Raw genomic sequence first — 22,829 nt, 5'->3', positions numbered from 1 at the left:
TCGCAATATTACTTACAATTGTACTACTCCTGTCAACTGACCATATACCCTTGACCAGAGGTAATAAGTGTGTAAATAAAAAATAGGCATTTGTGAGGGAGATGAGGAATTAGAGATTAGGGAGCAATTAAATATGTTCCAGTCCCCAATCCCCAGAGAATCTCTGAGTTCCCTAACCCCTAATTGGGTCTGCTGTAGCTAATAAGACTGTAATTTTTGTGGTTTTGTTACTAGAATAGTTGCTGATTTTTATCTGTTTTGTTGGTAACTATAACCAGAGATTCATTGGGTATGGGAACTTGAAAAAATAAATTGAGGGAAAATGTAATTGTGGCTGCTAGCAATAATTTTTCCAACATGGTCTTTGTCTCACCCACATCATTAATGATTAATTGCTGCTTTTTGAGAGTACCAGACAGAAATCCGCTCATCTGCTTCCGACCTAGTCGCGGCCAAGCTTGTGGGATGATTTCAAAATTTCGGAGGATGACTGAGTTTTCTTGTGGCGAACTTTTTAACTGGGAAATTCCTGAGGTCATTAGTTTGCCCAGAGTTATCAGCAGATTCATGAAGAAACTGATAAGTATTTATAAATTTTTGATAATTGAATGTTAAATTCATCCAATTAGTTAGGCGGATATGTCAGGGATAATCAATAGGCGATAACAATGGCAAGAAATGAATCTGTAGCGCGTATGGTGATGTTGCTCTGTTTTGGCACGGCAATTTTATCTCTGGCTGTCCATTGGCAGATTAAGGCAACCCAAGGGCGGTTAGAGCAAGCTACATCAAGTGTGTTGAGGCAAAATTCTACTCGAACCTACTCTAAAGGAAGCTCAACGGTCGGTCTAGGGGAAACTGCCCTGGGTGCCTCTGTACCTTCCTCTCGACTAAAGCCTGCTGCTGTCAAGCCTGATCCTAAGTTGGAGACGGTGAGTAAATACGTAGCTAGTGCAACCGACGCACCAAAAAAGATGCGGCTAGTCACCCCAGGACAAAGACAGAATCAGGAGGCTGAGGATCAACTGAAATTGTCTACTGGAATGGCATCTGATCAGACTCAAGTGGTGGTTGTTTTAAGCGATCGCCGTGTCTATGTTTACCGCCATAATGAGGTGATAGCCAGCTATCCAATTGCTGTTGGCAAAAAGGGTTGGGAAACGCCTACAGGTACTTTTGAAGTGATGCATATGCAACATCATCCTATTTGGCGTCACCCGATTACTGGCAAAGTATTTGAGGCCGGTACGGATAGTCCTTTGGGAGATCGGTGGGTTGGCTTTTGGTCAGACGGCCGGAATGAAATTGGCTTTCACGGCACCCCTGATATTGACCTAATAGGGGCGGCTGTGTCTCATGGTTGCTTAAGAATGCGTAATGCTGATGTCCGCTCGTTGTACGACCAAGTGAGTTTAGGGACACCAGTTTTGGTACGTGATTGATTGTGTCAGTTGTCAGTTGTTTATTTTTTCCACTGACCACTGACTATTAAAATTATGATTTTTGCTCAAAATTAGGCGCGTAGACTTGGAGTAAGGTACTTACCTGACGCAAAACTTCATTGCCTGTGCTTTTACCCAAGGCTTGCCGTTCTGGGAAGAAATTGGGTCGATCTAAGTAACGGTCAATTGCCTCACCTACTTGCTGGGAAATCAATTCCTGAAGTTCTGTTTTAGCCCGTTGTCGCTGGTAGTTGGCACCTTCTTCTGTAGTAGCATACAGGGGTAGGAGACGGTTGAGGGCGTAAGCAGCTATATCCCCCACATCTAGAGAGCTTTCACTGGTGGCTTCAATTTCTGCTATTCGGGCGATCACCTCAGTTAGTACCAATTCTTCCATGACGTTAATAAATTGTTTGCGAGGTACCGCCACTACCTCACCTGTCAACAGCGCCCCCATCAGCCGATCTAGCGCCATGTACTCTTCAATTGAGAGATCCGAAGCGTTATCACAGATGCGCCCTACTTCTGCTTCCATTGCTGGTGTTAGATAACCATCCTGGAGAGCTTGTTCTACAATTTTTTCAATACTCATAACGCTCATTATCTTTAAGCCACCCAAGCAAGGTAGGGACGGTACCAACCAATTTATTTTGCCTAATTATGGGCAAAATATACAACCTAATTGACAGACGTGATCAATCTGGTCTCTACTAATCAACAATTTTATTTTGCCAAGGTATTGGGTCAACAGATAGGCCGTTGACATATAAACCCCAGTGCAAGTGAGGGCCAGTAGAAGCGCCTGTTGAACCAACTGCGCCAATTACTTGACCCGCTTTGACTAAGTCGCCTTCTTTGACATTAATGCGACTTAGGTGCATGAAAATGCTAGTTACCCCTTGACCGTGATCAATGCCAACTACGTTACCATGAACTCGGAACCCTTGGGAGACTCTGCCAACCATTGCAACTCGCCCAGCGGCTGGGGCAACTACGGCTGAACCTGCTGCACCAGCATAATCAACGCCACGATGGTAGTAGTCATTGGCAAATTTACCATTATAGTAGCGACGCACACCATAGTTTGTACTCATCCGCGCTGCATTTGGTTTGAGGAAGAGACCTTTCCAATATTTTTGTGGGGTTTGTAAGGCTTTGAAGGCTGCTACTCGTTTAAGTTCAAGCTCTGTAGCTTCTAATCCGGCTTTCCCTGGTGGTAGATTAATACGTTGTATGGGGAATTTGCGATCGCGCACTTGCACAGACAAGTTTTGCTCTTGACCATCCCCAAAAACTTTAATTTTTCTAGTTCCCGCTTTTTCTAATGGAGTTGTCGGCACTAAGGCCCGGTACTGATTGGGCGAAACTTCAAATGCTGGGTATGTTTTTTCACCAATACTCACTGCGGGAGGGCGATCATTTCCTGGAGTATCTAGATTAATCTCCACCGATAACGTATCCCCCAACCGAGGAGTAGTTGGAGTTACCTGAACTTGTAAAGCGTCTACAGGTAAGGCGAAGCTAAGGGGGAGGGCAGCAAATATTCCCATCAATATATTTGTTGCTCTGTGATTTACTGTCAAATATTTAACAGCGAAACCCTGCAATTTATTTTTTGGCTCAATAACTTGAGTTTCGTTAGTCATAGACCTACAAAAAAATCTCTTACTTCTTTTGAACAACAGACTAGCTTATGATCTCTAGTGTTTCCAACCCGAAAAAGTAGATTCACTTAGCTAAACCAAGCAAGCCAAAGGGGAAGTGCCAAAAATAACCCTATAAAAGTTAAGGCAATACTGCTAGCTAACAAGTTCCGATCCAGGTCGTAAACTTCCGCTAAAATCAGCACAGAAAGCCCTGTGGGTGTTCCAGACATTAGCACCAGTACTAAACGCTGTTCGCCAGTTACACCTAAATAAGTTGCACCTAATCCTACCAGCATCGGCACAATAAAGACTTTGACGGCGCTGGCAATTGAGGCGAGTTCCAGACTGGGCCATCCTTTCATTTTCCCTAGTCGCAAACCAACCAGCAATAAAGCAAAGGCAATTACCACCCAAACGGCTTGTTCTAGTCCTGACTCAACTACCGCTGGTAATTCCACAAATTGGGTATTTAAGCCAATGAAAAATGTCCACAGGCTGGGAACTGTTACTAGATCCCACAACTGTGTCCACCAATGGTTTTTGGTTTCTCTCTGTCCAAAATAACTAGCGATTAAAACAGCAATTCCATAAGTGCCGACAACGTTGTTGGTGACGCTAAATAATACTGCCCAGTCACTATTCTCTGGACTAGTTAGGACTTGGGTAAGTGTCAATCCCACGAAGCCTGTGTTACCTAAAATGGTGGCTAGAATAAAACTGCCCAAACTTGTCCGCATCGAAGAGTTTGGCAAATTTAAACTTGCCTTTTCTGGCTGGATTTTGCGATTTATTAACCATTGCCACCCCCACCAAGTTAACAGTGCCAGAACAAGACTCAGCAGTAATACTCCCACTGCTATCCCTGGTATTATTCTGCCGTTAGATGAGTGAGTATGACGTGCCAGTACTAAAAGTTGCAGTGGCACTCCAACCCAGTAAAGGGATTGCCCCAGCAGCTTGAGCAAGCTATCTGGGGCGAACCTAGATAATAAAAGTCCTAAGCCTATCCAAGTAAACAGAGGGGTGTAGGCATGGAATAGGGTTTCAATCATGGTGAGGTGGTACCTGCACTCAGGTGTCATACGTATTGCTGTTGCCAACGGATCAGCATAACTCCTTTGCGTATACACTCGCTGATTGCGTAGATACCCTCAAGCTATGTCAATGGGATGAGGAGTGTTAATCGGATTTTGAGATTACCTCAGATTTGCGACTTTAGCAGCACTGGCTAGTCTGCCATCTTCCATCTGAACAATGCGATCGGCAATGTCTAGGATGCGGTTATCATGGGTCACCATCAAGATGGTACAACCTTGTTCTTTAGCAAGTTTTTGCATGAGGTTGACGACATCTCGACCGGATTGACTGTCTAGGGCGGCGGTGGGTTCATCTGCGAGGACAATTTGCGGATGACTGACTAAAGCGCGGGCGATCGCCACTCGTTGTTTTTGTCCTCCGGATAGTTTATCAGGATAGTAATGGAGATGATTTTCTAATCCTACTTGTTCTAGCATCTGGGCTGACCGAGTTTGCATTTCCTGCAACCCAATATGCTGATGCAGTTCCAAACTCATTCTGACGTTCTGGAGTGCTGTCAAACTACCATGCAAATTGTTTGCTTGGAAAATATAACCGTTGTGGCATCGCGCCTGCACTAGTTGTTTGGCACTAGCACCACACAATTCTTTTCCCAACACCCGCAGGCTACCAAACTGAGCAGAACGCAACCCGCCTACCAAGGTTAGCAGTGTTGTTTTACCAGAACCAGAGGGCCCTGTCATGATAATAATTTCACCAGCATTAATTTGCAGATTGGTTTTAAATAAAACTTGCTTGCGGAGTTGGCCGGAACCAAAGTAATGGTCAAGATTCTGGATGGAGATGACTGGAACCATACTTGGGGAAGAGGTAATTGGTAATTGGTAATTGGTAATTGGGGAAAAAGGGAAAAAGGGAAAAAGGTAATTGATTTCTATTACCCATTACCCATTACCTATTTTCCCGTTTAGAACATATCAGCAGGGTCGGTAGCTTGGAGTTTACGAGTAGCGATCGCCCCTGAAACAGTACACATGATGATGGTGAGCACTAGCACCTGGAAGGCGCGGATTGCCGTCATGTACATAGGTAAATTTGTGGCTTTTCGAGTTACTTGGTAAAGTGCCAAGGAGACTGCCATTCCTGGCATAAAGCCCAGCACTGCCAAAATCAAAGCTTCTTCAAACACCACACTTAGCAGGTAGTAATTGCGATATCCCATGGCTTTGAAGGTGGCGTATTCCTTTACGTGGGCATTGACATCGGCGGAGAGGATTTGATAGACGATAATCACCCCCACTACAAACCCCATTGAGACACCAAAGCTGAAAATAAAACCGATGGGGGAGTTGGTTCTCCAGAATTTGTTCTCAAATTCAATAAATTCTGCGTGAGTCAGTACTCGGACATCATCTCTCAGGTAGGCTTTAAAAACTGCGGCCACCTTTTGCGGGTTATATCCTGGTTTTACCTGAATCAAACCCAGACTGATATTGCTTGATGGGCGTCTGGAGAATAGCCGCAAAAAGTTTTGATCGCTGGTGATTAGGCTACCATCAGACCCAAAGGAAGCCCCGAGTTTAAATAAACCACTAATGGTAATTGTGCGTCCTTCAATTTCGGTGGTAACTATTTTTCCCTGGTCAATTTGGGCGATCGCCTCTTGGTAGATTCCTCTGGCATCACGGTCAAATAGAACGGTATCTGGCAGCTTAATGGACTGCAATTGTTGGTTAACTTCCGGTAAGTCAAAGGCTGGCTTGTCTGGATTGAAGCCGATAACTTGAACCGATGTCTGGCGGCGTGTTTGGGGATTCTTCCAGATGATGTTGTTAACATACATTGCTTCTGCCGACTTCACTCCTGGTATATCCATTGCCTGGTAAAGTCGCCGTCGAGAGAATGTCGGCATATTTTGCAGGCTACGGGCTTGAGGACTGATTAAAACAATGTCTGCGCGTAAACTGTGATGCAGTTTGGTGTTACTGTCATACAGTGCCGTCTGAAAGCCTAGCTGCACGAACATGAGCACATCGGCAAAGGCAATGCCTGACAATGCTACCAGCAGACGACTTTTTTCATGACTCAGTTGCAACCATCCCAGAGGTGTTCGCCGTCGCAGTTGTTGGAGTAGTCCCATCATAGTTTTGAGTGCTGTAGTGAGTGCGGGGCGTAGCTCGTCCTAAGTTATGAGTGCTGAGTCCTGAGAAGGAGGTAGGGTTTCATTAAAGTTATCCAAAATTGAATGAAACCTCACCTCTGTTCAAAGTTCGATTACCACCTTGACTTGCATATTAGTTAAGTTGGCGGCTTTCTGGCTGGAGGGGTTATCTAGTTGTATATGGACTTTCACTACTCTGTTGTCAATGTTGCTAGATGGGTCAGTATTGATCACACTCTGGCGTCGTACTTGCAAGCCTATGCGATCTACTGTTCCTGTCAATTCTCCAGGAAGAACATCAGTGACTACTCGCACCCGTTGCTTTAGGCGTACTTTGCTGATGTCGCTTTCGTAAACTTCGGCTACTGCATACATCTGACTGGTTTGTCCAATATCGGCAATGCCATCATTTGAGATCAATTCCCCTGGACGGGTGTGAATCTCAAATATCTGTCCATTTTGGGGCGATCGCACGTAAGCTTGTTTGAGATTAGCTTTTGCCTGGTTCATGGCTGCTGTAGCACGGCTAACTTCGGCAATCAAGGCTTCTACATCAACTTCTCGCACTTCAGATATTTGATCCAGTTTTGCTCTGGCTTCTTTAACTTGTTGCTCGCTAGTTAATTGGGTGCGATTTAACTGCACCTGTGCCTCTTGCAGACTTTTTTGGGCTGTTTCCAGGGTTAAGTGTTTGCTGTCCCGTTGTTCATCAGAAATTGCACCTTCTGCATACAGTGCCTGGTAGCGTTGATCTTCAGCTTGGGCATTTAGCACTTGGGCTAGTAAGCGGGCCACTGTGGCAGATTGGGTGTCTATATCGCCTTGGCGTTCTGCTGCTAGGCGGGCGATTGTGGCTTTTTGGGCGGCAATTTCCCCACGTTTAGCACCTGCTTGGATTCGGGCTAGGTTTGCCTGTGCTACTTTTACTTCTTGGTGCGCCTCTGTTAATGCTGCTTGTAGGCGATCGCGATCGTCCAAAATGGCAATCACCTGCCCTGCCTTTACCCTATCCCCCTCTCTCACTAGTAACTCTTTTACTCGGCTCCCTGACCCAGATACCGCAGCAGAGAGTTTAATTACCCCTCCCTGTGGCTCAATCTTTCCCAAGGATGTGACCGTTTTTAATTCTGGTACGTTCGCCCCTAGAGATTGTGCCTTCTGATTAGCTGCATTTCGAAATCGCATCTCCGTAAAAGCGCTGCTTAGTATTACTGTTACGGTTGCAATTATCACTATAATAATCGGTGGACGTAAAATAGACTGAAGGGATAATGAACCTTGTACCTTGGGGTTTTGCACAATAGCATACCTTTTCAGCGATTAAAAATTAGCTCATTCAAAGTGCAACTCTCGATAAAATCCAATTTTCCTCAAGGTTATGAACAATTTTGGATATAGATTCCTCGTGGAAACTGATAAGAGCAAAAAATACTCTCGCAGCTTTCTATTTATCGTGCTGTAACGTAGGTTTCAATCTTGTTTAAAGTACTGATTGTTGAGTACTGTGTTATCAGTTCTCAGTGTAAGCAAAGAGACTTTGCAGAAACCAGAAAAATTTTTATTTATAAATAATTGAAAATTGCTATATCTAAAATAAGTACAACAGAGAACTAAAAGCCTTTATAAGATAGCTTTTGAGCATTAAACATCAATACTTGTAAGCATATATGGTATAACCCCAATATGATTCTTCCGGGGTAGGAGGGACAGCCCAGAATAAAATAAAGCTACATCAGCGTTACACCCACAAATATGATTAAAATATCAGCCAAATCATTAAACAATTTAAAATTTAAAATTTAACAAAACCAGAAAATTCAAACTATTCCAGAATATAAAAAACAGAATTTAATGATGAGTCAAGAGTTAAAAAACTCTTGACTTAGGACTTAGGACTTAGGACTTGACCTCTAACTGTTGGGGGTGAACAGGACATTCAAACTTATACCCTACACCACGTACAGTCTGAATTAATGCTGGCTGACTAGCATCAATTTCAATCTTCTTGCGAATTTGACCAATATGTACATCTACAACCCGTTGGTCGCCTACATATTCGTAGTCCCAAACCTCTTGAATGAGTTCTGCTCGCCGCCAAACTCGACCTGGATGACTGGCTAAAAAATGCAACAAATCAAATTCTAGAGCCGTTAAGGGAACTGCTTGGTTGCTAAGAGTTACTTCCCGTCGCACCGGGTCGATCATCAGTTTTTCAAAAATCAGACGTTTCTGTTCTGCGGTAGTTACAACCCGCTGACGCCTCAAAATCGCTGCTACTCTGACTTCTAACTCTCCGAGACCAAATGGCTTGGTCAGATAGTCATCAGCACCTTTAGAAAAACCGCGAATTTTGTCAGCTTCGTCTGCACGGCTAGTCAGCATGAGCACAAAAACACCATTACGACTTTGCATCTCTTGACAGAGGTTAAAGCCGATCACATCTGGTAAATTCACATCTAGAATCACCAAATCTGGGTTAAATTGCTCAAACTGAGCTAGGGCTGTCTTACCATCTTCGGCAGCCTCTACTTGATAGTTCTGTTTAATCAAAAAGCGTTGGATTAAATTCCGAACCGCAGGGTCGTCATCAACAACAAGAATCTTGGCGGGAGCCATGACCATCACTTTACACAAAAATTCATAGGATTAACAGGAGGATTCCGTAAAAACGCAGTTTCCACTTTGGCAGTAATTAAGACTCTACAAGGGCCGGGCATGATGATCCTGATCATTCAAATAAACTGTAATCAAGATGCTGGACAATCAAAGGGAGAATGTTCTGGCAAGCAGATCTGCAATTCAGTATATCCATTGACACTCCCATCTCTAAAGAGACGGGGATTCTTGCTTCCCAGGTGACTGGAGTTTTACAACTTCCGGGTTGTAGTCTAACCCTCCACAAGCATTCACGGACTGCCCGACCGCGATGTAGATTTTTCTACAACCGAAAAGCCTGCTTTTTTCTTACTTGATTGGGTAGCGGTTCTGTCCTGTCGGTACAGACGAGCGAGGGAATTAACTAGCCATACTGAGTCAAGAAATCCAGATTTTACCCTGGTAAACAAACACTTTGTTTTTTGTTACGCGCTTTACCGCTAAAGGCATTATATCACTGCGGATAAATGAGTCACTGGGTTGCTGGAGTAACGTCGGTGGTCAGGGTTGTTCCTCTGTTGGCCCAGCAGCGACCCAGGAGACAGGAGGTAGCAAGTGGCGTTGGCTCTGCCGACTTGTATAGTGTAGCTCCTGGCGCCAGAGGCAGAAGCTGGTGTCCCCACGACGTGTCGGTTTTCATCCACCGTCTGAAGTAGGTATGTGGGTTTCTCAGCCATCCACATACTCAGTGCCTTTCAACCTCCAGTATTTTTTTGTAAAGAAATATTCTGAACTTAGCCTCAGCAATTAGGTAAACTTTATCGCCTTTTGATATCAGTAAGCTAGTGATTTAAAATGTTTGAATCTTAAATCGATATGTAGATTTATACCATAAGCGATTGTCAGCCTAAATTAAAGAAAACTCCCTCAACACAAGGTAAGGTAGCAAATCTGAGCCAAAAAAATTTATTTTTCTTTTTCCTAAAAAGTCTTTTTTAGGTCTTCCCAGTTCAGATATGAGAGTAAAACTAGAAATAATCAACGACATTAAGGGATACACGGACTTCTGGCAATATGTTAAAGTGACTATAGTTGAAATTCCCCAGTCAATCAAACTAACCCGTGCTACTATCCTGGTAGAGCATGAAAGTTGGTTGAGACGCTGGTTTCGATCAACATCAAACCTAAGGTTGTTTTGTCTTCAACAAAAGACTGCCGCTGACTGAGGCTGAAGTAATAAACTCCCATGAGCGATCAAAATCCCTACGAAAAACTTGGGGTATCAGAAAATGCTAGCTTCGATGAAATTCAGGATGCTCGCAATCGTCTGTTGGAGCAACATGGTGGTGATGCCAAGAGTCTAGAAATCATCGAAGCTGCTTACGATGCGATTTTAATGGAGCGTTTACGAATGCGCCAAGAAGGTAAAATCAAAGTGCCTGAACGCATCCGCTTTCCAGATTTGCGAGTGCAATCTTCTCCTAAAGAAAGTCCCACCCCTCGCGAGCATTCGCCTGCTTGGCTGCAACGAATGCTAGATCAGCCAACATCGGTAGATGTGCTGTTACCAGGTGCTTGGTATCTTGGTTTGAGTGCCATCAGTGTGTTTTACACAGCTGCGGGCGATCAGGTTTTGCAGTTGGCGTTGGTGGTTGGGGTGGGAATCGGTATTTACTTTCTCAATCGCAAAGAAGGCAAATTTGGTCGAGCCGTTTTATTTACGCTGGTAAGTTTAATCGCTGGCTTAATTGCTGGGGGGCTAATTGCGAGCTGGCTATTGCCAACGCCTTTCATCCATTTGACGCCGAATCAAGTTTCTACGGTGTTGACATTTATATTGTTGTGGTTGGTTAGCAGCTTTCTCCGCTAAAGCGGAATTCAAAATTCAAAATTTAAAATAGACGGAAGGCTTATAAATTAAGCTTTCCGTCTATTTTTCAAGAGAGCTTTTTTTCTGCCGCGATGTACTAGTTTCTGAGGATTAAATCTACAGCCGAACTCAAATCATGAATAATTACGTCGGGGTGGTAAATTTCTAATTGGGTGCGATCGCGAATCCCACTTTCTACAGCCATGACCTTAATGCCATATTTTTGAGCGGCGGTGATATCTGCTTCCGTATCCCCCACCATCCAGGTATCAGTAGCTGGGGGCAGTTCAGCTAATGCTCTTGCCATCAATAAGGGTTTATCTTCAATATCGCGGGTTTTCACATAGTCGTTACTCAGACAATAGCGACGATTTTCCGGGAAAAATCCCTCTAAATCATATTTTTTGAAGGCATAGTCTAGTTCCCGAACCCGGCGCATGGTCATTACTGCCAAGTCGATGCCAGCTTGTTGAATTTTTAGCAGTGCCTCCAATGCACCAGGTATGAGGTTGTCATACTGGAAATAAGGTTCTGTATGCACTATTTGCCGCCGCAACTGGGAAAACGCTTGAGACTGTGCTTCGTCTAGACCAGAATTCAAGGCAATTTGTGTTTCGGGTATGCGCTTTCGCTTCTTCTGCCAAAATTCCGCTTTTGAAAGTTGTTGCACTGGTTGGTCTGGATATCGAGTTTTTTCTAGGCAGAATTGATAAACACTATAGTACCGTTGGGAAACATCCATAATTGGGCCGTCGAAGTCAGTAATCAGTCGTAGCATCGGCGGAAAATGTTAATTTTTATGGAAATTATCTCAGATGTGTGGCTATTTTTCGAGACTAGTTATGTGGTTGGCATATTTCTTGAGCTTTGTCACATTTTTCCCCACATCTGTTGACATCGGGGTAGTTTGCTCAACCTGTCACTAATGCCCAGAGGGATATTTTAATTTTGAATTGTTGAGCCGAGGGTACCGCGTTTGATTTGTTCGCTTTCAATAGCTGCAAATAAGGCACGAAAGTTACCTTCTCCAAAACCAGAAGCTTTGCAACGGCGCTCAATAAACTCAAAGAAAAAGGTGGGCTGTCCAAAAATGGGCTTGGTGAAAATTTGCAGTAGTAGGGCCCCTAGGGGAGAATCTTTTTGCCAATCAACCAAAATTTCCTGTTGAGCGATCGCCTCCATTTCTCCTGGAGATAGGGCGAGTTTTAGCCGCTCTTCTAGCTGTGAGTAGTAGCTTTTGGGGACTGAAAGTAAAGATAGACCACGGTGGCGAAATTGGGCGATCGCACTCACCAGATTAGGCGATCGCAAAGCGATGTGTTGAATTCCCGGTCCCCGATTCACTTCCAGAAACTCCTGAATTTGGGAATTTTGTGAAGCTGGCTCATTAATCGGTAATTGTACGCAGCCGTTGGGGGAAACCATCACCTGACTGTATAAAGCAGAGTGAGCGGTTTTAATTTGAAACGCCTGTTGGGGTTGAAAATTGAGAACGTTTTTGTACCAAGCCGCGGCACGCGCTAAATCACCTACTGCCACATTTAACACTACATGATCTATGCAAGTAAAAGCACTGTCATCAGTAGTTAATGGCAATTGACTACTGACCACTGGTCTTTCGATCAATGTATGAGTCAGCCCACCCCAAGCAGCAATTTGACCGTACTTGAGGGATACAGCACCCATCTGGTACTCCTGGACGGGTTGGAGGATGGTGGCGCCCTGTGCTTGAGCAAAGGCGATCGCTGCTGTCACATCTGCAACAGCAAAAGCCACATCCACCACACCAGGGGGGTGCTGACGCAGAAATTCAGCTACTGGGCTTGTGGGCAGTAGAGGTGAAGACAGCAAAAAGCAGACAACACCACTTTTCACCACTTCTGTGCAAGTGTGAAACGATTCCCCTTGATGACTTGCGGTTGGCAAGATGGAATCGGCTACTACTTGAAAACCGAGATGATATACAAACCAATCCCGCCACACCTTGGCATCTTGTACATAGAAGTGAACGTGATCAATTTTTAACATATAGCCTAAATTAGGAAAATCCAGCATAGTAGCTTATATAATTGTAAATTATGCCTTTTTTGCTAGATTTCCACTTCTTTCCTCAGCAAGAATTATGTAGGCATACTACAAATTTCCTAAACCTATAGGACTTACGCAACTGCCATGGCTTTGTAGGGTGCGTCAGATATCGAAAATCTGTTGATTGTTACCGAATTATCGAGTCTGACGCACCCTACAAGAGACATTAACTGTGACACGCAGCTTTAGTCCTAACCTAGAAAAACAGATGGCTATCAGGTTGAATGTTAATTTCCATTGGCACAGCCTGTGGTTCGGCAGTCAAGGCGTAGAAAATAGCATTAGCAGCAGTTTGGGGACTGAGCATTTTTTTTCTGTCTACCTTTAAGCTGACATTGTCCCAGAAAGGAGAATCTACCCCACCAAAGTAGAATAGAGTGAACTTAATACCAAAGCGTTTGAGTTCCTCCGCCATACACTTGCTAAAACCAACGACGCCAAACTTAGAAGCAGAATAAGCTGCTGCCATTGCCATCGAATGCTTACCCAAAATTCCCACCACATTACAAATATGGCCAGACTTGCGCTTTTGCATCTCTTCAGCAGCTGCCTGAGTAGTGTAAAAGCTACCTTTTAAGTTGACATCTAGCATCTTGTCTAAATCTGCCGGTTCCAGGCTGTTATAAGGTTTGAGGATACCAGCACCAGCTGCATTCACCAAGACATCAATTTGACCGAACTCGGCAACAGCCTTTTTGATCAATGCGTCTACCTGGTGGGGATCAGTAATATCTGTGGGCACAGTCAAAACTTCCCCCGGTAACTCATCTGCCAATGCAGCTAAACCCACCGCATCCCTGGCACTCAGTACCAACCGAGCACCTGTAGGGGCAAGTTGGCGAGTTAAAACTGAACCAATGCCGCCAGTAGCACCGACAATGACAACGACTTTATCCTGCATCGTATCCTTTACATTTCTTTACAGCCTTTTACATGATACTGAATCCCAGGCTGAATCTGTGGGTAAAGACTGAAAGCATCTCATGGGTAAGACATGATCACTCTATAGGATTTCCCTTCCTTTTCCAGTGTGAAATAACTAGAAGACTGCAAAAATTTAATAAAAGTACTGCTTGTTTGCAAGCGTTTAAGGATTTTGGTAATTCCTTCACCGTATTGCTTATTAAATTCAGCCCCTAGAATTTCTAGGCGAATGTGACTTTCTTTTGACTTACTGGTTAAGGTGTTCATCATCTTTATCAGTGCCTCTTCCAAATCTTCTGGAGAGTTGATACTCGATAAAGACTGATTTTTAACAGCACTTTGCTTGACAAAATTACTACTATTGGATTTACTTACCTGGGGCAATTCAAACAGAGTTACATATAGTTCAGATTTATCGGGAGCTTGGTGAACTACAAACTCAGCAGGATAATCAATAAAAATATCCCTAGCTTTTTTACCAGGAAGATGAATAGACATAACTTGAGTAATAGTTATTTTATATTTTTTTTGCAGCAGTTGTGATACTTTTGAAACCTGTACCCACTGATTACCTGTAGATTGTTGCTCGGCTTTAATTAATGTTTTGAGTTGCTGAATCAACTGCTCAATTGAGGGGATTTCTGATAAAGCTTTCAGGCTATGGGTAGTGATTTTACCAGTAGAGCTATTAAATAACCGGAGATTTTCTCCCTGCTGACTAACCTGATATACTGTTAATCCATTTTGCTGCAAATGATTACACAGATTAGTCATCACCTTATCTGAAGAGCAAACTAAAACTTCCTGAGCATTTGGATAACGCTCATGAATTGAAGAACCAAAGGCGATCATTTTTCCATCTGCATTATCCCTACCAATAGGCACATGAATCAAATCATAGCCGCGCTCGTGTAATTCCACATCTAGCTTACCCCGATTAGACCAATTAGCAAAAGCTACTTTAACTTGGATAGGGCAAGTACAAACCGTTGTTAAAAATTTTTCTGTGTCAGCGTTAATTTGTAAATTTTCTGCATCTAAAAGTAAAACTGTTATTCCAATTTTCTGCAAAAATCTAGTACTTGTAGACGGATGAATAGTTATATTCTTTGTTGAGCTATTTAATTCAGATATTCCAGGATTTAATTGCTGAACTTTTGCTATTAGCTCACCGATAGTAGAGGAACTAAAAGATTCGGGAATTAGTAGAGCTTTTAGGTATACTTGAAATTTCTGTACCAGTGCATCCCAGTCTTGAGTTTGGCTGAGTGCTTCTGTAAATTTTGCGGTTAAAGCAGATTGATTAGAAGAACTTTGCCACTGAATATTCCTGTACTTTTCGTGCAATAATTCTGGCTGCTGTTGTTGAATGGCAATAATTGCTTGGCAAACATAGGAGCCGATTTGGTTTAACAGGACAGAATCATGAGTAGTCAGCAAACGCTCGTACTTTGGCATAGCTCACACACTACAGTAGGGCATCCTGGCTCAGTCCATCATCAAAGACAGTAATTATCCCATGTTATACCTGGGGAAGAAACTATCTGAGAACCGTAAAATTGCCTAAGGAATGCTTAGTAGTGCGTTTTCAGCCGTGGTGGGTACTGTAAAACCTACACATCATCCCTTGAGTCTGCAACCCTAACTTACCAAGAAACCTGAGTATTTTGGCGACAGCTTTATTCTTCTTGACAGTTCCCAGTCTTCAGTCTCTAGGAGTGCGCTTTGGCCAATCTGATCTGGTTATACTAGGTGGCAAAACATACTAAATTATAAGTTCACCTCAACCCCTCTTCATATTTGCCAGAGGGCTGTTTGAGTACATCTGTGTACAAAATCAAAATTGTCGTAGATCCACTTAAATCCATGCCAATCAGCGGACTGGTGCACACGGGCGCTATTTGCCAGAGGGCTATGGTAGGCGTGTATTAATTCCCAATCCAAACAAAATCGTTAATCTAAAATTAGCATGACTCAAAATCGACAAACTGCAATTGAAGGGATCTATGAGGTATGTATTGGACTCCCAGAGCCAATTTCTGCAATTCAATATTGGGAGCAATTTGGCTATCGCATTGGCCAAGTGGGTGAATTAACCGCAGCCGCAGCCTACCAATTGTATGGGGTGAATTCACCTTTACACGCAATTCGCCTTTATCACCAAGGTGCAGATCATGGTTTAATTCGGCTGATGATTTGGCAAAACGCCACAAATTCAGGGTTGGGAATGGATTCGATGAAAGTTTTGGGCAATCGCTGGGCAACTACCTTAACGGCTGATCTCTTGGGTATTTCAAATCATGTGGAGGAGGCAAAAGCCGCAGGTTGGGCTATTAGATACACTAATTCTTATTGGGAAGTTATTTATGACAAAGAAAAGAAAAGCCGTCCTTTTATTGATCCTGCGGTTGGGGTGCGAGAAATGATGTTACTGCAACCTTTAACTCGACAGGTGCTTTTTCAACGCTTTGGCTATGTGGTGCCGAAGTATGGACAAATCAATTACAATTCGGCTTTTAAAACTAGCCAATTTACCCACATGGGGATAATTGTTCAGGATGACAGCAAGGAAAGTCTCAAGTTTTATGAAGAAGTTTTGGGTTTGCTGCGGGTGCGTGATGAGGTGGAGACTACTTACGAATCTTCGGCGGCGGGTAGAGATATTTTTGACCTCAACCCTGGGGAGAAGTATATTGTGACTGCCTTTGATGATCCTCGTTCTTCTAAGTCAGACTTTATGGAGGCACGCAGTGGCAGACTGTACATTATTCGCTTTCCAGAAGATATCAATTTAGAGTCGCGCTTTGAAGCTACCCAACCAGGCAGCTTGGGAATGTGCCTTTATACTTACCGTGTGCGGGGAATACATAGCTATTTTGAGCGTGTCCAGGGGAGTAATGCCCAAAAAATTACGAATATTGTCAGTAATGAATTTGGGGAGATGAGTTTTTCCTTTGTTGCACCGGATGGCTATTTCTGGAATTTGGTAGAAAGTAATTAACTGAGTAGGGGCTAGGGTTAATATTAGCGATCGCTTAATTGAAAAAGCATAGTTAAACTAATTAAAAAGCGCATATCAGTGAATCAAAGCATCATAGCTGCTCCCACCCTAGAAAAAGCAATTACGGAAAACCTGGCTGTTGCTAAAGGACAGCTACATTATTTACCTCAATCCCCAGTAAAGAGTCTCTAATCCCCAGTCCCCTGATTTGGGGGCATTTGTGCCGAAGGTGCTTCTGCTGGGGGAGCGAGTACAGCATCCGGGGCAATTTCCTCGACGGGAATCGGTTGTTTTTCCTCAGTCTCTGGTTGGGCCGCTGCTACCAATTCGGGAGATGGGGGATTTGGGGCGATCGCATCCGGCACATCTGGTACAATCTCGGTTTCAGCTGCTGTAACTGCTTCTGTAGGTGGTTCAGGGCTGGCTGTAGTTTTGTCGATAATCTCCACAGCAGGTGGCACTGTTGGTGTTGGTGTTGGTGTTGGGGGTACAGGGGGCTTTTTACTTACAGTCTGCTGTACCCGGTCTTTTACGCCACTGAAGATCCTACCAAGACCATTTTGCAATTGGCCCAGCTTTTCCTGAAGAGAAAACTTACTCACCTGTTGCTGAACGCTAGCTTTCACCGCCTCAGGACTGGGTATCTGAGTTTGTTCTATCTGCGGTGTCAGTTGCCGACGTAATGACAGAGTTTGCCAGCCAAACCAAACCAAAAGAGCGACACTAGCCACATGACCCAGCAAAAGACCTCCAGTAATACGTGGCGCAAATACCCATAATACCAAGGCGTAGAACAACCCGACACCACTCCAGATAAAGTCATTCTTCCGGTGAATCTCCGGGAAAAAGAAAGCTGCTGTGTAAATGGCTAAACTACCAAGTCCGACCACTAGCGCTAGGACATATGCCAGCATTTTTGGATACTCCTTACCGTAACATTTGACTAGGAATTAGAGATTAGGGAATATGGATTAGGAATTAGGATATTAGGATTAGTATTACATTTCCTCCTTCCCAGCATCCAGCACCCAGTTTCTTAACTAGATATTTCAATTTTGCAAAATTTGCAAGACAATTGTTGATTTAGATACAAATTAAAACTAAATAGCCATGTTAGTTGTGAATTTTTGCCCTCTATCTCAACTCTTAATATCTTCTTTAGGAGATCAGTGAAAATCTCGGTCTACCCTAAAGATGAAAGGATCTGCAAGAGTTAGCCAAACAAATTTATGACACTACAAACCTTTGGTGTGATTGGTTTAGCCGTTATGGGCGAGAACATCGCTTTAAACGTCGAGCGCAATGGCTTTCCAATTGCAGTTTACAACCGCTCCCGCGAAAAAACCGATGCCTTCATGGCACAGCGTGCCGGAGGACGGAATGTCGTAGCGGCCTTTACCCTAGAAGAATTTGTCGCTGCACTGGAACGTCCCCGCAAAATCTTAGTGATGGTGCAAGCTGGTAAGCCAGTGGATGCGGTAATTGCCCAACTAAAACCTTTGCTGCAAGAAGGCGATATCATTATCGACGGTGGCAACTCTTGGTTTGAAGATACAGAGCGACGCACTCAGGAATTAGAACCCGCAGGACTACGCTATATCGGTATGGGCGTCAGCGGTGGTGAAGAAGGCGCTTTGAATGGCCCTTCACTCATGCCCGGTGGTACAAAAAGTTCCTACGAGTATCTATCCCCAATTTTCAACAAAATTGCGGCTCAAGTCGATGACGGCGCGTGCGTTACCTATATTGGACCTGGTGGTTCTGGTCACTACGTCAAAATGGTACACAACGGCATCGAGTACGGCGATATGCAGCTAATTGCTGAAGCCTACGACTTGCTGAGAAATGTTGCTGGACTTAACGCTCAACAGCTACATGAAGTGTTCACAGAATGGAACACCACCGACGAACTCAATTCATTTTTGATTGAGATTACATCCAACATTTTCCCCTACATCGACCCTGATACCAAGAAGCCCTTAGTTGACTTGATTGTTGACGCAGCCGGTCAAAAGGGAACTGGTCGTTGGACTGTACAAACTGCTTTGGAATTGGGGGTTGCTATTCCCACAATTACAGCAGCTGTCAATGCCCGGATCATGTCTTCTATTAAGGATGAGCGGGTAGCAGCATCTAAAATCCTGACTGGCCCTAACGCTAAATATGATGGGCAAATCAAGGATTTTGTCAACAAGGTGCGCGATGCTCTCTATTGCTCCAAAATCTGTTCTTACGCTCAAGGTATGGCGCTGTTATCTACAGCTTCTAATACCTATAAGTGGAATTTGGATCTGAGCGAAATGGCTCGGATTTGGAAGGGTGGCTGTATTATTCGTGCTGGCTTCTTGAATAAGATTAAGAAGGCTTTTAACGAAAATCCAGCCTTGCCTAACCTGCTATTAGCTCCCGAATTTAAGCAAACAATTCTCGACAGACAAACAGCTTGGCGGGAAGTAATCATGACAGCAGCTAAACTGGGAATTCCAGTACCAGCATTTAGTGCTTCTTTGGATTATTTCGATAGCTATCGCACTGCTAACTTACCTCAAAATCTAACTCAAGCACAACGCGATTATTTTGGCGCACACACCTACAAGCGCACAGATAAAGAAGGTAGTTTCCATACAGAATGGGTACCCATTGCTGAGTCTAAGAAGTAAATTTTCCCGCTATTCAATATTTTGAACTTATATAAAGGTTCAGAATAAAGATTAACAAGTGGCTCTGATTGTCAGAGTCACTTTTTTTAGAAGTAATATCAAGTGTGGTTTAGGATCTGGCAAGAAGCCCGCTCTACATTATTGAAATTAGAGATTTTAGGTGTTATTGTTTCCCAGATATTTAGCTTTTAATTCTTCTAATTCATTATCTATTTCGCTGGTGCTAGTAGGTTGATTTTTGGTAGGCGGTGGTGGTATGGGAACGTTTTTGTTTTGAGGTTTACCAATACCAGTAAATTGAGTTTTTATTTCTTCTAATTCTATGTCAAGTTGACTTGGGGATTTGGTGACAAAGGCAGGTGGAGTAGTTGGTGCTGATGAGGGTGTGGGAGGAGTGGATATTGCTGGTGTGGGGGTTACTGGTAATTGGGGATTTAAGTCTTTGAGTACTTCGTCTACTGTTTGGTAACGCCGAACGGGGATGTTTTCTAGCATTTTGTCGAGAATGGCACTCAACTGATGACTCACAGGAGTTTTCAAGTATTGCTGCCAAATCCAAGTGGCGTTGTGGGTATCATAGGAGTCGAAAGGCGATCGCATCGTTAAGAGATTAATACAAGTCGCCCCCAAGCTGTAGATATCGCTGGCAAATACCGCCCTCCCTCTCATTTGTTCCGGGGCAACGTATTCAGGGCTACCAATACTCGTACCTGTGCGATTGAGGGCGGTGCTGGTGGCAGATTTTGCCGCCCCAAAGTCTACTATGACTAATTTGCCGTCACTACTCCGTAAAATAATATTTTCTGGCTTAATATCCCGGTGAATCACCTCTCTAGCATGGCAAAATTGCAGTACAGGCAATAAATCATGCAGTAATCGCCGAATTTGCGTTTCACCAAAAGCCCCCTTGTGTGCCAATTCCTGAGCTAAATTTGGCCCATCGATAAATTCTTGCACTAGATATTGGCGATCTTCTTGGGTAAAATATGCCATTAATTCGGGAATCTGGGGATGTTTGCCCAATTCATCCAACTGCACCGCTTCTTGGATGAATAACTCCACAGCTTTTTGCACCGTGTTAGTGCCTTGTGCTTGGGGGTAAAATTGCTTAATTACACAGCGTGGCTTGGAGGGTTTATCCTCATCTACAGCCAAGAATGTTCTGCCAAAACCACCTTGTCCTATCGGTTTAATAGCGCGGTAGCGTTCTTTGAGGAGTAACTTGGCACCACAAGTCAGGCAAAACTTAACATCATCAGGGTTTTCCGGTTTTGGGCAATGGGGATTAAGGCAGTAGCTCATAAAGGCGTAGACACGAAGTGGCTTTTCGTAAGACATCGCTCTCACTTGTCTTTATTGTGCCTTGTCCTCAGCAAAAGGGTATTTAGATTCGCCAATTATCCAGTTTCAAGTTATAACCTAGGGCTTGAATCCGCTGATAGTGCGATAAATTACCACTTACTAAGGTAAAGTTTTGTTGAATAGCGATTACCTACGGTAGGCTACGCCAACGCAGCAATCATGGCATCAGCAAGCCCTATCGGTTGCCCTGTTCGTTCTAAATCTGCATAAATACGTCCCGCTAACTCAGCATCACTGAGTTGCAGCATTAACACTTCTGCAACAGCAACTTGGGCAAAAAACTCCTGAATCTTATCTTCCCGTTGCAGTTTATGCCAGCCTTTGACAATCTCCAATACGGTGATAGTGCAGATAGTGTAGTAACCAAAAACTGCTAGATAAGCTATGGCCTTAGCTACAACACGCTGGTCTTTACGCTTCAAGCTTTCAGAAAGAATATCTGTGTCAAGTAAGTAGGTTGGCATAAATAATTCAAGGTTGGTAGTGAGGGCTGAAGCCCTCACTACGAGCAAATTTCAATAGTTTTTACTTTGCTTAACATAGTTGCTGTTCTTCCTCAATCATCTGCATATCTTGATAAACCAGTCTTGTTCGTTTACTGGATAATGGTGTATTCAAAGATATATTACAAAAAATTCTTTCCTTGATTTATTGTAATATATGTTACTTTTATTTAACCTCAAATTAACCTGGTACGACCGATGATCAGACTATGACCTAAAGAGCCATAACTAACTTTGCCCAGAAGTTATAGAGTATTTGTAGATAAAGCAATAACTATATTCAGGCAAAAATCCCTATGACAAACTACCAAGAAACCTCAATTACCGATGATTTCATCAATGAACTCATCGCCGAAACGACAACCATCAAGCACGTAGAAGTGATTGAAAATGTCATCGACTCTCTAGAACAAGATGACAGTGCGATGGTTAGCCACAACCCAGAGGGTGCTTATCTCTGGAAGTTTAAGTATGGCAGTGTGGAAGTTTTTGTTCAACTCACCGGCACTAGCGATGAGGACACTATCACGGTTTGGTCTGAAGTACTTAAGTTACCTGCTAAAGATGAACATCGGTTGCTGCGATATCTGTTGGAGTTAAATTGCTCTAGCACCTTGGAAGCGCGGTTCGGGATTATTGAAAATCAGGTGGTTGTGATATCGACGCGTACCTTAGCGGAGTTGTCTCCTGGTGAAGTCTCTCGGCTGATTACAATTGTGGCAACGATCGCAGATGATCATGACGAGGCGTTACAATCTGAGTTTGGTGCAGCTTAAGGTAGTTTGGATTTTAGATTTTAGATTGGGGAACAGATGCATAGTCAGCAGGTTTGGCGATTAATTCCTTTGTTAGACGCTGCTGGTAACGTCCAGATGGCGATTGACCGTTGGTTACTATCCCAGCACCAATTGGGAATCCATCCCCCAACTCTGCGGTTTTATACTTGGTCGCCACCTGCAATTTCCCTCGGCTATCATCAACGCCAATATTCTGAATCTTGGCAAAACTTAACTTGGCAAGGTCAAAAATTGGATTTAGTGCAGCGTCCTACCGGTGGACGGGCAGTTTTACACCAAGGTGATTTAACTTACGCTGTGGTTACATCTGGCATCACGGGCAGTCGTCTCCAGATATACCAAAAAATTTGTGAGTTTTTAATTCAAGGGTGGCGATCGCTTGGTGTAGAGTTGCATTATGGAATAGCTGGCCGGGGTTACATCCACAACCCTAACTGTTTTGGCACTGCCACAGGTGCAGATTTGGTTTTGGCAAATAATACCAAACTCATTGGTAGCGCTCAATTACTCCGGGGTGGGGCAATTTTACAACATGGTTCCATCCAGTTAAACCCAGATGCAGATTTATTTAGGCAAGTATTTGGTACAGAATCTTTTACCACCGCACAATTACCCCCAAACCTAGATAGAGACACGGCGATGAACGCTTTAATTGCCGCAGCCTGCGATCGCTTTACAATGCAGATAGAAGTGCAACCCCTCTCACCTTCAGAGTGGGAAGCGATTATCTAGCTCGTAGTAA

General features: G+C 43.7%; 22 protein-coding genes. 6 read left to right on the top strand and 16 right to left on the bottom strand.

Annotated features, from left to right (window positions below; translation table 11 throughout):
• Nucleotides 1-230: 230 nt before the first annotated feature.
• Nucleotides 231-569, bottom strand: coding sequence for a hypothetical protein (locus H6G32_RS14040; RefSeq protein ID WP_190459306.1), 339 nt, complete (start codon nucleotides 567-569; stop codon nucleotides 231-233).
• A gap of 99 nt (nucleotides 570-668) precedes the next feature.
• On the opposite strand from H6G32_RS14040, the gene H6G32_RS14035 reads away from it, so the two are divergent.
• Nucleotides 669-1,442, top strand: a complete 774-nt coding sequence (locus tag H6G32_RS14035; protein WP_190459224.1) for a L,D-transpeptidase — start codon at nucleotides 669-671, stop codon at nucleotides 1,440-1,442.
• Between the two features lie 52 nt (nucleotides 1,443-1,494).
• On the opposite strand, the gene H6G32_RS14030 is transcribed toward H6G32_RS14035, so the two are convergent.
• The 8 genes from H6G32_RS14030 to H6G32_RS13995 all read right to left on the bottom strand — a co-directional run bounded on the left by H6G32_RS14030 (nucleotide 1,495) and on the right by H6G32_RS13995 (nucleotide 9,619).
• On the bottom strand, nucleotides 1,495-2,034 hold the full coding sequence (locus H6G32_RS14030; RefSeq protein ID WP_190459222.1) for a late competence development ComFB family protein: 540 nt from the start codon (nucleotides 2,032-2,034) through the stop codon (nucleotides 1,495-1,497).
• 118 nt (nucleotides 2,035-2,152) lie between these two features.
• Nucleotides 2,153-3,088: a M23 family metallopeptidase gene (locus tag H6G32_RS14025; protein ID WP_190459219.1), complete on the bottom strand. Its 936-nt coding sequence runs from the start codon at nucleotides 3,086-3,088 to the stop codon at nucleotides 2,153-2,155.
• Between the two features lie 86 nt (nucleotides 3,089-3,174).
• Nucleotides 3,175-4,140 carry an AEC family transporter gene (locus H6G32_RS14020; RefSeq protein WP_190459218.1) on the bottom strand — a complete coding sequence of 322 codons (966 nt, stop codon included), beginning with the start codon at nucleotides 4,138-4,140 and terminating at the stop codon, nucleotides 3,175-3,177.
• 144 nt (nucleotides 4,141-4,284) lie between these two features.
• A complete protein-coding gene (locus H6G32_RS14015; protein ID WP_190459216.1) occupies nucleotides 4,285-4,983 on the bottom strand; it encodes a DevA family ABC transporter ATP-binding protein in 699 nt (232 codons plus the stop codon).
• 110 nt (nucleotides 4,984-5,093) lie between these two features.
• Complete coding sequence (gene devC, locus H6G32_RS14010; protein WP_190459296.1) at nucleotides 5,094-6,266, bottom strand: ABC transporter permease DevC; 1,173 nt, start codon at nucleotides 6,264-6,266, stop codon at nucleotides 5,094-5,096.
• A gap of 123 nt (nucleotides 6,267-6,389) precedes the next feature.
• The gene (locus H6G32_RS14005; protein WP_190459214.1) at nucleotides 6,390-7,586 is read right to left on the bottom strand and encodes an ABC exporter membrane fusion protein; all 1,197 of its coding nucleotides are present in this window, start codon (nucleotides 7,584-7,586) and stop codon (nucleotides 6,390-6,392) included.
• 597 nt (nucleotides 7,587-8,183) lie between these two features.
• Nucleotides 8,184-8,903 (bottom strand): response regulator transcription factor, encoded by a 720-nt coding sequence (locus H6G32_RS14000; RefSeq protein ID WP_190459213.1) that lies wholly within the window; start codon nucleotides 8,901-8,903, stop codon nucleotides 8,184-8,186.
• A gap of 488 nt (nucleotides 8,904-9,391) precedes the next feature.
• Nucleotides 9,392-9,619, bottom strand: coding sequence for a hypothetical protein (locus tag H6G32_RS13995; protein WP_190459211.1), 228 nt, complete (start codon nucleotides 9,617-9,619; stop codon nucleotides 9,392-9,394).
• 509 nt (nucleotides 9,620-10,128) lie between these two features.
• Between H6G32_RS13995 and H6G32_RS13990 the strand changes: the two genes are divergently transcribed.
• Nucleotides 10,129-10,752 carry a CPP1-like family protein gene (locus H6G32_RS13990; RefSeq protein ID WP_190459209.1) on the top strand — a complete coding sequence of 208 codons (624 nt, stop codon included), beginning with the start codon at nucleotides 10,129-10,131 and terminating at the stop codon, nucleotides 10,750-10,752.
• A 97-nt stretch (nucleotides 10,753-10,849) separates the two neighbouring features.
• Here H6G32_RS13990 and H6G32_RS13985 read toward each other — a convergent pair whose 3' ends face one another.
• The 4 genes from H6G32_RS13985 to H6G32_RS13970 form a co-directional block, all read right to left on the bottom strand.
• Nucleotides 10,850-11,530, bottom strand: coding sequence for an HAD family hydrolase (locus H6G32_RS13985; RefSeq protein WP_190459207.1), 681 nt, complete (start codon nucleotides 11,528-11,530; stop codon nucleotides 10,850-10,852).
• A 164-nt stretch (nucleotides 11,531-11,694) separates the two neighbouring features.
• Complete coding sequence (gene hppD, locus H6G32_RS13980) at nucleotides 11,695-12,807, bottom strand: 4-hydroxyphenylpyruvate dioxygenase (RefSeq protein WP_242046595.1); 1,113 nt, start codon at nucleotides 12,805-12,807, stop codon at nucleotides 11,695-11,697.
• A 229-nt stretch (nucleotides 12,808-13,036) separates the two neighbouring features.
• Nucleotides 13,037-13,741, bottom strand: a complete 705-nt coding sequence (locus tag H6G32_RS13975) for an SDR family oxidoreductase (protein ID WP_190459205.1) — start codon at nucleotides 13,739-13,741, stop codon at nucleotides 13,037-13,039.
• An 80-nt stretch (nucleotides 13,742-13,821) separates the two neighbouring features.
• Nucleotides 13,822-15,222 (bottom strand): NYN domain-containing protein, encoded by a 1,401-nt coding sequence (locus tag H6G32_RS13970; RefSeq protein ID WP_190459203.1) that lies wholly within the window; start codon nucleotides 15,220-15,222, stop codon nucleotides 13,822-13,824.
• Between the two features lie 511 nt (nucleotides 15,223-15,733).
• On the opposite strand from H6G32_RS13970, the gene H6G32_RS13965 reads away from it, so the two are divergent.
• The gene (locus H6G32_RS13965) at nucleotides 15,734-16,765 is read left to right on the top strand and encodes a VOC family protein (RefSeq protein ID WP_190459201.1); all 1,032 of its coding nucleotides are present in this window, start codon (nucleotides 15,734-15,736) and stop codon (nucleotides 16,763-16,765) included.
• Between the two features lie 188 nt (nucleotides 16,766-16,953).
• Here H6G32_RS13965 and H6G32_RS13960 read toward each other — a convergent pair whose 3' ends face one another.
• Nucleotides 16,954-17,679 (bottom strand): Ycf66 family protein, encoded by a 726-nt coding sequence (locus tag H6G32_RS13960; RefSeq protein WP_190459199.1) that lies wholly within the window; start codon nucleotides 17,677-17,679, stop codon nucleotides 16,954-16,956.
• A 315-nt stretch (nucleotides 17,680-17,994) separates the two neighbouring features.
• Between H6G32_RS13960 and gndA the strand changes: the two genes are divergently transcribed.
• Nucleotides 17,995-19,425, top strand: a complete 1,431-nt coding sequence (gene gndA / locus H6G32_RS13955) for an NADP-dependent phosphogluconate dehydrogenase (protein ID WP_190459198.1) — start codon at nucleotides 17,995-17,997, stop codon at nucleotides 19,423-19,425.
• 156 nt (nucleotides 19,426-19,581) lie between these two features.
• On the opposite strand, the gene H6G32_RS13950 is transcribed toward gndA, so the two are convergent.
• Both H6G32_RS13950 and H6G32_RS13945 read right to left on the bottom strand, forming a co-directional pair.
• Entirely contained in the window at nucleotides 19,582-20,727 is a 1,146-nt protein-coding gene (locus tag H6G32_RS13950; protein ID WP_190459292.1) for a serine/threonine-protein kinase, read from the bottom strand.
• Between the two features lie 200 nt (nucleotides 20,728-20,927).
• Complete coding sequence (locus H6G32_RS13945; RefSeq protein WP_242046594.1) at nucleotides 20,928-21,251, bottom strand: PIN domain-containing protein; 324 nt, start codon at nucleotides 21,249-21,251, stop codon at nucleotides 20,928-20,930.
• Nucleotides 21,252-21,586: 335 nt separating this feature from the next.
• Here H6G32_RS13945 and H6G32_RS13940 point away from each other — a divergent pair, with 335 nt between their 5' ends.
• Nucleotides 21,587-22,066, top strand: a complete 480-nt coding sequence (locus H6G32_RS13940) for a YbjN domain-containing protein (protein ID WP_190459195.1) — start codon at nucleotides 21,587-21,589, stop codon at nucleotides 22,064-22,066.
• 36 nt (nucleotides 22,067-22,102) lie between these two features.
• On the top strand, nucleotides 22,103-22,819 hold the full coding sequence (locus H6G32_RS13935; protein WP_190459193.1) for a lipoate--protein ligase family protein: 717 nt from the start codon (nucleotides 22,103-22,105) through the stop codon (nucleotides 22,817-22,819).
• Nucleotides 22,820-22,829: the final 10 nt, after the last annotated feature.

Source organism: Cylindrospermum sp. FACHB-282, assembly GCF_014697195.1.
Taxonomy (GTDB): Bacteria; Cyanobacteriota; Cyanobacteriia; order Cyanobacteriales; family Nostocaceae; genus Cylindrospermum.
This window is presented reverse-complemented; position numbering and strand designations above follow the sequence as displayed.

Bases quoted from the DNA above. Each gene is read 5' to 3' on its own strand.
- H6G32_RS14040 (WP_190459306.1), bottom strand. From the start codon at position 569: ATGAATCTGCTGATAACTCTGGGCAAACTAATGACCTCAGGAATTTCC.
- H6G32_RS14035 (WP_190459224.1), top strand. From the start codon at position 669: ATGGCAAGAAATGAATCTGTAGCGCGTATGGTGATGTTGCTCTGTTTT.
- H6G32_RS14030 (WP_190459222.1), bottom strand. From the start codon at position 2,034: ATGAGTATTGAAAAAATTGTAGAACAAGCTCTCCAGGATGGTTATCTA.
- H6G32_RS14025 (WP_190459219.1), bottom strand. From the start codon at position 3,088: ATGACTAACGAAACTCAAGTTATTGAGCCAAAAAATAAATTGCAGGGT.
- H6G32_RS14020 (WP_190459218.1), bottom strand. From the start codon at position 4,140: ATGATTGAAACCCTATTCCATGCCTACACCCCTCTGTTTACTTGGATA.
- H6G32_RS14015 (WP_190459216.1), bottom strand. From the start codon at position 4,983: ATGGTTCCAGTCATCTCCATCCAGAATCTTGACCATTACTTTGGTTCC.
- devC (WP_190459296.1), bottom strand. From the start codon at position 6,266: ATGGGACTACTCCAACAACTGCGACGGCGAACACCTCTGGGATGGTTG.
- H6G32_RS14000 (WP_190459213.1), bottom strand. From the start codon at position 8,903: ATGGCTCCCGCCAAGATTCTTGTTGTTGATGACGACCCTGCGGTTCGG.
- H6G32_RS13995 (WP_190459211.1), bottom strand. From the start codon at position 9,619: ATGGCTGAGAAACCCACATACCTACTTCAGACGGTGGATGAAAACCGA.
- H6G32_RS13990 (WP_190459209.1), top strand. From the start codon at position 10,129: ATGAGCGATCAAAATCCCTACGAAAAACTTGGGGTATCAGAAAATGCT.
- H6G32_RS13985 (WP_190459207.1), bottom strand. From the start codon at position 11,530: ATGCTACGACTGATTACTGACTTCGACGGCCCAATTATGGATGTTTCC.
- hppD (WP_242046595.1), bottom strand. From the start codon at position 12,807: ATGCTGGATTTTCCTAATTTAGGCTATATGTTAAAAATTGATCACGTT.
- H6G32_RS13975 (WP_190459205.1), bottom strand. From the start codon at position 13,741: ATGCAGGATAAAGTCGTTGTCATTGTCGGTGCTACTGGCGGCATTGGT.
- H6G32_RS13970 (WP_190459203.1), bottom strand. From the start codon at position 15,222: ATGCCAAAGTACGAGCGTTTGCTGACTACTCATGATTCTGTCCTGTTA.
- H6G32_RS13965 (WP_190459201.1), top strand. From the start codon at position 15,734: ATGACTCAAAATCGACAAACTGCAATTGAAGGGATCTATGAGGTATGT.
- H6G32_RS13960 (WP_190459199.1), bottom strand. From the start codon at position 17,679: ATGCTGGCATATGTCCTAGCGCTAGTGGTCGGACTTGGTAGTTTAGCC.
- gndA (WP_190459198.1), top strand. From the start codon at position 17,995: ATGACACTACAAACCTTTGGTGTGATTGGTTTAGCCGTTATGGGCGAG.
- H6G32_RS13950 (WP_190459292.1), bottom strand. From the start codon at position 20,727: ATGAGCTACTGCCTTAATCCCCATTGCCCAAAACCGGAAAACCCTGAT.
- H6G32_RS13945 (WP_242046594.1), bottom strand. From the start codon at position 21,251: ATGCCAACCTACTTACTTGACACAGATATTCTTTCTGAAAGCTTGAAG.
- H6G32_RS13940 (WP_190459195.1), top strand. From the start codon at position 21,587: ATGACAAACTACCAAGAAACCTCAATTACCGATGATTTCATCAATGAA.
- H6G32_RS13935 (WP_190459193.1), top strand. From the start codon at position 22,103: ATGCATAGTCAGCAGGTTTGGCGATTAATTCCTTTGTTAGACGCTGCT.